This window comes from Acetobacterium tundrae (assembly GCF_008086615.1).
Lineage (GTDB): Bacteria > Bacillota > Clostridia > Eubacteriales > Eubacteriaceae > Acetobacterium > Acetobacterium tundrae.
Genome location: NZ_RXYB01000047.1, coordinates 1 through 3,108 on the forward strand (window position 1 = coordinate 1; position 3,108 = coordinate 3,108).

Here is a 3,108-nt window from a genome sequence, read left to right on the forward strand (position 1 = left end):
CAACCAGGTTCGGATCATAGTAATCGTCTGTTCCACTTTGATAACAGCCGCTAGTGTATCGGTAAGCGGTATGATTGGTTGGGTTGGTCTGGTTATTCCGCATCTGGCCAGAAAACTGGTCGGCAACAATTACAATCATCTGATGCCGACCAGTATGCTGCTTGGTGCCATTTTCCTTTTGATCGTGGATAATGTATCCAAAAATCTTTTTTCCACAGAAATACCCCTTGGCATATTGACTGCTTTTATTGGGGCACCGTTCTTTCTCTACTTAATTACAAGAAAGGGTGATATCTATTGAGCATTGAAGTAAGAAACCTTAGTTTTGGCTACAGTAATCGGATTGTTATCGATGGCATTAATTTTATAGCAGAGGAAAATCAGTTAATCTCTATTTTGGGGCCGAATGGGGTCGGAAAAAGTACTCTTTTTCACTGCATCCTGAGTTTGCTGAAGGGATACCAGGGTCAGGTGCTGCTAAATGGTAAAGATACCAGAACAATGAGTATCAAGGAAATGGCTGAACTAGTAGCCTTTATTCCTCAATCCCACTATCCATCCTTTAATTTCAGTGTCTTTGATATGGTTCTCATGGGAACAACGGTTCAGGTATCAGCCTTTTCTAAGCCTGGGAAAAGACAGGTAAAACTTGTGGAAGCGGCTTTGGAGAGACTCGGGATATCTTATCTGATCGACCGGGGATATACCCAGATAAGCGGCGGGGAGCGTCAGCTTGTTTTGCTGGCTCGGGCACTGGTTCAGGAAACTAAAATTTTGATTTTAGATGAACCCACGGCAAATCTGGATTATGGCAACCAGATTCGAGTGATGACCCAGATAAAGTCTTTAACAAAAGAAGGCTATACCATTATCCAGTCAACTCATAATCCTGATCAGACATTCCTTTTTTCAGATATTGTGATGGCCATGAAGGATGGCAAGATTGTCGCCTATGGGGTGCCTAGCGATATTTTCACAGAAGAGTTGATTCACAACCTTTATGCAGCAGAAGTGAAAATTCAAAGTTTGTATGAGGATAAAGTAAGAGTCTGTATTCCCAAATGTGCGATCTAAAGAGTGTGAAAGATTTAACTTATGATTGGATACCTGGAAAGGGTTCTAAAATATATTATGAGAAAGAGGAGAAAAATGAAAAAAAGAATTATTTCGATGCTGTTCGCAGCTTGTCTGATTTTGTCGATGACAGCAATGACAACGGCCTGCAGCACCAGCAAAGCAAACAATTCAAGTGCAAGTGCAAGTGCAACCACCAGTTTTACGGACTCAGCGGGACGAACAGTGGAAGTTCCTACCAATATTACCCGAATTGTACCTTCGGGTTCATTGGCTCAAATGGCGCTTTTTGCTTTAGCACCGGATAAGTTTGTCGGCATTACCAGTGATTGGACGGATCTAAATAAACAATATCTTGATACCCAGTACTTAAACCTACCCGTTCTGGGGCAGTTTTATGGGATGAAAAATTTAAACCTTGAAGAAGTTGCAAAGGTTGATCCACAAATTATTATTGATATTGGTGATCCCAAGAAAACAGTGGTCGAAGATATGGACTCCATTCAGACACAGGTTGGAATACCAGCCGTGCATATTGATGGAACATTAGATAAGATGCCGGAAGCCTACAGAACGCTGGGTAAACTTTTAGGCATGACAAAAGAGGGCGAAGCACTGGCTAAGTACTGTGAAGGAGTCAACAGCGATACCCAGGCTATTATGAATAAAGTTGGAGAATCGGGAAAACTCAAGGTGGTTTACTGTTCCGGCGATAACGGCCTGAATGTCATTGCCAAAGGTTCGATCCATGCCGAGGTTATCGATAAGGTCGGCAATAACGTAGCTGTCTTGGATTCAGTCTCAAGCATGGGTACCGGTGATACCGTGAGTATGGAACAGCTGCTGTTATGGGATCCGGATGTTATCATTTTTGCGCCGGACAGCATTTACAGCACCGTGGCAAGTGATCCGGCCTGGCAGCAGCTTACCGCTATAAAAAATGGAAAGTATTACGAAGTGCCAAATGGTCCTTACAACTGGATGGGCAGCCCACCTTCTGTTAACCGCTACATGGGTGATATTTGGATGGCTCAGTTGTTATATCCAGATCAGGCAAAATACAATGTTTATGATAAAGCCAAGGAATATTATAAACTGTTCTATCATTGTGATCTGACCCAGGATCAATACAATGCCTTGGTAGCAAATTCACTTGGAAAAACTACAAAATAGTATATAATTTATTAAATGCGCGGCAAAGTAGCCAAATCAGACTACTTTGCCGTTTTCGTAATATCAGCTAGTAACTAAACAAAGAAAAAGAAGGTAAACAAATGAAACTAATAACTGTTGCCGGACCGCCCTCTTCAGGAAAGACGGCTGTTGTTTTAAAGCTCATTGAATGTCTGGATATGCCTAAAGGCAGCATCGGCGTTGTAAAATTTGACTGTCTCACTTCATTTGACAATATCAGTTATGAAGAAGCGGGCATACCGGTTCAGATGGGCTTTTCAGGAAAAATATGTCCTGACCACTATTTTGTCAGCAATGTTGAAGATGCTGTTCAATGGGGCATGCGGTCCGGATTTGAAATGCTTATCACTGAGAGCGCCGGCCTCTGCAACCGCTGTTCTCCCTATATTAAAGGGATTTTATCAATCTGCGTTATTGATAATTTATCTGGCGTGAATACACCCCGAAAAATTGGACCAATGCTGAAATTCGCAGATATTGTTGTGGTAACAAAAGGAGATATCGTTTCCCAGGCGGAGCGGGAAGTTTTTGCTTTTAATATCAAACAGGTGAACACCTCAGCCAAGATTATTTTTGTTAACGGTATTACCGGCCAGGGGTCATTTATGCTGGCAAAATATCTGCAGCAGGCTTTGGATGTCCACACGCTGAGAGATATGAAACTCCGTTTCACGACCCCTTCCTCGGTTTGCTCTTACTGCACCGGTGAAACAACAATCGGCGAAGCTTACCAGATGGGTATGATGAAGAAAATGGAGTTTAAAGAAATATGATAAAACAAACATATATGGAAATAATAAACAGTCAGACTGTGGCAGCAGTAATACAACACTATCCAAT

The 3,108-nt window shown here is 42.1% G+C and carries 4 protein-coding genes; all 4 read left to right on the forward strand.

The window, feature by feature from the left end:
* A partial coding sequence (locus tag FZC40_RS16800) for a FecCD family ABC transporter permease (protein ID WP_148606488.1) occupies positions 1-301 on the forward strand: 301 nt, incomplete at its 5' end.
* Positions 298-1,074, forward strand: coding sequence for an ABC transporter ATP-binding protein (locus FZC40_RS16805; RefSeq protein ID WP_148606490.1), 777 nt, complete (start codon positions 298-300; stop codon positions 1,072-1,074). The genes FZC40_RS16800 and FZC40_RS16805, both read left to right, overlap by 4 nt.
* Before the next feature lie 75 nt (positions 1,075-1,149).
* Positions 1,150-2,247 (forward strand): ABC transporter substrate-binding protein, encoded by a 1,098-nt coding sequence (locus FZC40_RS16810; protein WP_148606492.1) that lies wholly within the window; start codon positions 1,150-1,152, stop codon positions 2,245-2,247.
* A gap of 101 nt (positions 2,248-2,348) precedes the next feature.
* Positions 2,349-3,041 carry a GTP-binding protein gene (locus FZC40_RS16815; protein ID WP_148606494.1) on the forward strand — a complete coding sequence of 231 codons (693 nt, stop codon included), beginning with the start codon at positions 2,349-2,351 and terminating at the stop codon, positions 3,039-3,041.
* The last annotated feature ends 67 nt before the right edge of the window (positions 3,042-3,108 follow it).

Bases quoted from the DNA above. Each gene is read 5' to 3' on its own strand.
- FZC40_RS16810 (WP_148606492.1), top strand. From the start codon at position 1,150: ATGAAAAAAAGAATTATTTCGATGCTGTTCGCAGCTTGTCTGATTTTG.
- FZC40_RS16815 (WP_148606494.1), top strand. From the start codon at position 2,349: ATGAAACTAATAACTGTTGCCGGACCGCCCTCTTCAGGAAAGACGGCT.